This window comes from Halolamina salina, from assembly GCF_042678005.1.
In the GTDB taxonomy this organism is placed as follows: Archaea; Halobacteriota; Halobacteria; order Halobacteriales; family Haloferacaceae; genus Halolamina; species Halolamina salina.
In genome coordinates this window covers 1-4200 of record NZ_JBHUDH010000221.1, presented here as the reverse complement: position 1 = coordinate 4200, position 4200 = coordinate 1, and the positions used below count along the sequence as shown (strand labels likewise).

Genomic DNA, 4200 nt, shown 5'->3' with positions numbered 1-4200 from the left:
GACGCCGGCGCCGCGAAACTCACGAACGCGGGGCTTTCCGACAGCGTCGCCGAGCGCGTCGTCGACGCCGCCCGTGACCTGCCGCGGATCTCGGTCGACTGGGGGGCGTTCCCGGAGACGATCGCGGCCGGCGAGAACGAGATGTGTGAGCTGACGGTCCGGAACCTCGGCGGCGGCGCCCGCGTCGGGATCCGGGTGACGGTCAACGGGACGGAGATGACCGGCACCGAGACGTACCTCGGCGACTCGGAGACGGTGCCGGCGCCCGTCTTCGGCGCCGACGAGGACGAACTCCGGTTCGTCGTCGAGGTGACGTTCCCGGAGCTACCGCTGTCGCCCGTTCGCGAGGACCGGACGGTTCGGGTGGAGTAGCGGCGAACGCGACCGACGCCGTATTTTCGGGGCTCGGGTGCCCCGAGCGTCGCGTCCGGCGGCCCCTTACAGCCCGACGTGTGCGAGGAACACGTACGACGGAACCGACACGAGCACGCCCGCCATGACCACACGGAACTGCCGCTGGTAGTCACGGGGGAAGTCCCGGGCTTTGATCCGCCCTTCCACGTCGAACACTTCCCACGTGTCTCCCAAGTACTCGTACGTGGCGACGCCGACCGGAATCTCCGGCGTCTCGTCCTGCCGGCGGTAGAGTCCCGACTGCGAGGGGTTGTCGTCGGTCTGGAGATCGACCCGCGTCCCCTCCGCGTTCTTGAGCAGTCGCGTGGGCACGCTCTTGTTCCGGTAGGTGACTTCCTCGTCGGGCGAGTAGTTCCGTTCGACGAAGTTGAACGTCACCAGCCGCCCGCACGCGTCACACTTGTTGCAGTCGTGGGTGCCTCGCCCGCCGCAGTTGCTACAGGTCACCTGCCCGCCGCCGCCACACGTCGAGCAGTCGACGGTGCCGCCGTAGCAGTTCGGACACCGCTTCGTCTTCTCGACGCTCCCGTACCCGCCGCAGTTGTCACACTCCCAACCGCTCGACGTTTCGCCGCTCCCTCGACAGACGCCACAGGTCTCCTCGACGGTCACTTTCCCCCGGCCACGGCAGTTCCCACACTCCGTCTCGCCGCTGCCGCGGCAGTTGCTACAGTTGACCCGGCCCGACCGGTTACACTGGCTACAGTCCAACTCCCCCCGGCCACTACACTGATCACACGACTGCACCTCCTTCGATCCGGGCTCGAAGAAGCTGTAAGACGCGGACTGGAACCCGTCGGGGGCGATCCGCTCGCGCCGCTGGTAGTCGGTCCGGTGGTTGCTCTTCTCGCTGCTGAACTGCGTCTCGGGGACGGTCTTCGTGTATCGCGTCTCCTCGACCCACAACCCTCGAACGATGTCCCGGAGGGGTTCGATACGTCGGGTCTTCTGTACGCTGCTCCGGTTGGGGAGTTCGTCCGGGACGACCCACTTGGATTCGGCCAGCGTCTCCACCATCTCGCGGCCCTTGCTGTCGGCGATCGTCTCCCCTTTGTACGACTTCGTCTCCGTGTGATCGTCCGTGTCCGAGGACTCCCCCTTCTGTTTGTTGATGCGCTCGATGTTCTGGCGCTTGACGAGGTAGCCGTTGCCGACGGACCCGCCGTAAAGCGTCGATACGACCGGGATCAGCGCCGGCGCGACCAACGCCTCGGGGGTCCCGACTCCGTAGTAGACGACGTACACGACCGCGATCAACAGTCCGAGAGGGAACCCCACGAGCAGGGTGATCCCCAGTCGCTGCAGCAGATCCCGCTCCAGGCTCTCGCTCACGAAGAACGTCGTGCTGACCCCGAGCGTGATGCCCAGCAGCGTGAGACCGAACGTACTCGTCACGAGACCGACTACCGACCCGAACGGCAACCCGACACGGAACACGGCCGGGCCGTAGCTCACGAACAGGAGCGCCCCCAAGTAGAGGACGCCCCAGAGTATCGGCACCCCGACTGTCGCGTCATCGGGGAACCCCAGCGTGGCGTGGAGCGGGGAGTCCTCCATCTCCTCACCGATATCCGGCTCCTCGCCGATCTGTCGATAGACGTAGTAGAACGGGTAGAGAGCCAGCACTGGCAGGAACAACAGCGTGTAGCAGAAGCCGACCCCGAAGTCGATCACCCCTTGCGGTACGTACTCTGACGCTCCGATCGTTCTCTCTGAGGACACGTCATGAGGATTGGATGAGATTGTTATATTAGTTGTCTATTTTTTAACCCTACACTCGATTAGTTTCTATATATACACTCTGGCATTATCTTCCGTCGCACCTGTCGGAAATACACAGACGACTCTGGGGATCTGAACGACCTTGCCGGTACAAGACGCCAGACTACCGTCTCAGGATCGTTAGAACGGCGAAATTGGGTGGCTGGGGAGCCAAAGGCCCAATTCAATCCGGCACAAGGCCGGATTATTTTTGGATGGGCCAACGCGGATTTGAACCGCGGACCTCCCGGTTATCAGCCGAGCGCTCAACCTAACTGAGCTATTGGCCCAGGTGAGCGCATTTCTCCGTTGGCCGGCGTATCTGTTAAGGCTTTCTTTTCGCCGACCGCGACGCCCGCGGCCGATTCCGTCGGCTCACTCCTCGTCTTTCGTCCGGTAGGAGTCCGGGTCCACGTCGTACACGTCGTCGCCGTCCGACGTGTCGTTCGCCGTCCCGTCGAACGGGCCGTCGTCCCCGTCGTTGCCGAACGAGGCGCCGCCGAACTGCCCGCCGTCGCCGCCGTTCGGGAAGCCCCCCGTCCAGACGCCCCCGGTGACGAACCCGCCCGTGCGTTCGTCGAGTTTCGGTACGACCACGTACTTCTTCAGCAGGGTCCGGATCGGGTAGCGCGTCGGGGGAATCGTGAGCAGGAACCCCAGCGCGTCGGTGACGACGCCGGGCGTGAGCAGGAACGCGCCGGCGGCGATCAGCAGCGAGTCGCCCAGCAGTTCGTCGGTCGGCGCCTCCCCGCGGGCCGCCTTCTGTTGGATCCGGGCGAGCGTGTGGCGCCCCTCCGCGCGGACCAGCAGCATGCCGATTAGCCCCGTCAGCACCACGAGCAGCACGGTCGCCTGCCAGCCGAGGTAGTCGGCGACGACCACGAGCAGCAGGGCGTCCGCGAGCGGGATCAGCAGCAGCGCCGCGATGGCGTACCGGGTTCGCATCACCCACAGTTCCGGCGGCGGCGGCATAGCCCTTTCGCGTAGTTCCGGCCGGCAACTGCGGGAAACCGCCACCGGTAAACCCCCGCCGAACCGAGTGCGAGCATGGCCGACGCCGTCGACGACGACCTCTACCAGCGGGCCAGACGACTCCTCGAACCCGGCGAGATCGAACTGGTCGGCTGTATCGTTCACACGGGCCTCGCGGGCGAGGAGGACCTGGAGATGCACGAGCTCACCGTCGCGATCAACGACGTGATCGCCGACCACGCCGGGAAGGGCGAGAGCTACATCTACGCCGGCAACGACACCGAGGAGTTCGCCTCGAACCAGTTCCAGGGGAAGACCCTCACCGACGACGAGTTCGTCTGGGAGTGCCAGCAGCTCCTCCGCGAGGGGACGTTCGACCTCGTGTTCTACTACGAGGTCGGCGTCGATCAGGAGGCGCTGGCGGAGGATCTCGACTCGCTCGACCACGTCGAGGGGGTCACGCTCGTCCCCTGAACCGAACTCGTTCGGCCGACCCCCACGCCGTATCCGGAACCTTTTACCGAGTACCGGGGTAAATCCCGTCGAGAGACCCGTGACCGGAGTGATCACTGGCGTGAGCGTCTCCCACGCGCTCGCGACCGTCGAGGAGGTGGAGTCGGCGGCGCCCGACGACGAGAGCGCCGCTGCCCAGCGACTCGCAGCCCGGCCGGGCGTCACCGAGAGCGTCGTGCTCGCCACGTGCAACCGCGCGGAGGCGTACGTCGTCACCGACAGCGCCGCCGACGGCGAGGACGCGCTGTCGGACTTCGCACCGGAGGTCCGCGAGGGGGCGGTCACCCGCCTCGAACACGAGGACGCGATCCGCCACCTGATGCGGGTCGCCAGCGGGCTGGAGTCGCTCGTACTGGGCGAAGACCAGATCATCGGACAGGTGAAGGACGCGATCGAACGCGCCCGCGAGGACGGCACGCTCGGCCCCGTGCTCGAGGAGGCGCTGCTGAAGGCGGTCCACGTCGGCGAGCGCGCCCGGACCGAGACCGCGATCAACGAGGGGACCGTCTCGATGGGCTCGGCCGCGGTTGAGCTCGCCGG

Annotated in this window: 4 protein-coding genes, 1 tRNA gene and 1 pseudogene; 3 read left to right on the top strand and 3 right to left on the bottom strand. The window is 66.1% G+C overall.

Annotated elements, in window-relative coordinates:
* Positions 1–372: pseudogene (locus tag ACFR9S_RS14785) on the top strand (DEAD/DEAH box helicase); the annotation flags it as partial.
* A gap of 66 nt (positions 373–438) precedes the next feature.
* Here ACFR9S_RS14785 and ACFR9S_RS14780 read toward each other — a convergent pair.
* The 3 genes from ACFR9S_RS14780 to ACFR9S_RS14770 form a co-directional block, all read right to left on the bottom strand.
* The gene (locus ACFR9S_RS14780) at positions 439–2136 is read right to left on the bottom strand and encodes a hypothetical protein (RefSeq protein ID WP_379731955.1); all 1698 of its coding nucleotides are present in this window, start codon (positions 2134–2136) and stop codon (positions 439–441) included.
* Positions 2137–2391: 255 nt separating this feature from the next.
* A tRNA-Ile gene (locus ACFR9S_RS14775) sits at positions 2392–2465 on the bottom strand.
* Positions 2466–2550: 85 nt separating this feature from the next.
* Entirely contained in the window at positions 2551–3120 is a 570-nt protein-coding gene (locus tag ACFR9S_RS14770) for an FxsA family protein (RefSeq protein WP_379818960.1), read from the bottom strand.
* Between the two features lie 102 nt (positions 3121–3222).
* Here ACFR9S_RS14770 and ACFR9S_RS14765 point away from each other — a divergent pair, with 102 nt between their 5' ends.
* On the top strand, positions 3223–3621 hold the full coding sequence (locus ACFR9S_RS14765) for a DUF5778 family protein (protein ID WP_379731953.1): 399 nt from the start codon (positions 3223–3225) through the stop codon (positions 3619–3621).
* A 79-nt stretch (positions 3622–3700) separates the two neighbouring features.
* The coding region (locus ACFR9S_RS14760) for a glutamyl-tRNA reductase (protein WP_459077219.1) at positions 3701–4200 on the top strand (500 nt) is incomplete at its 3' end.

Bases quoted from the DNA above. Each gene is read 5' to 3' on its own strand.
- ACFR9S_RS14765 (WP_379731953.1), top strand. From the start codon at position 3,223: ATGGCCGACGCCGTCGACGACGACCTCTACCAGCGGGCCAGACGACTC.
- ACFR9S_RS14770 (WP_379818960.1), bottom strand. From the start codon at position 3,120: ATGCGAACCCGGTACGCCATCGCGGCGCTGCTGCTGATCCCGCTCGCG.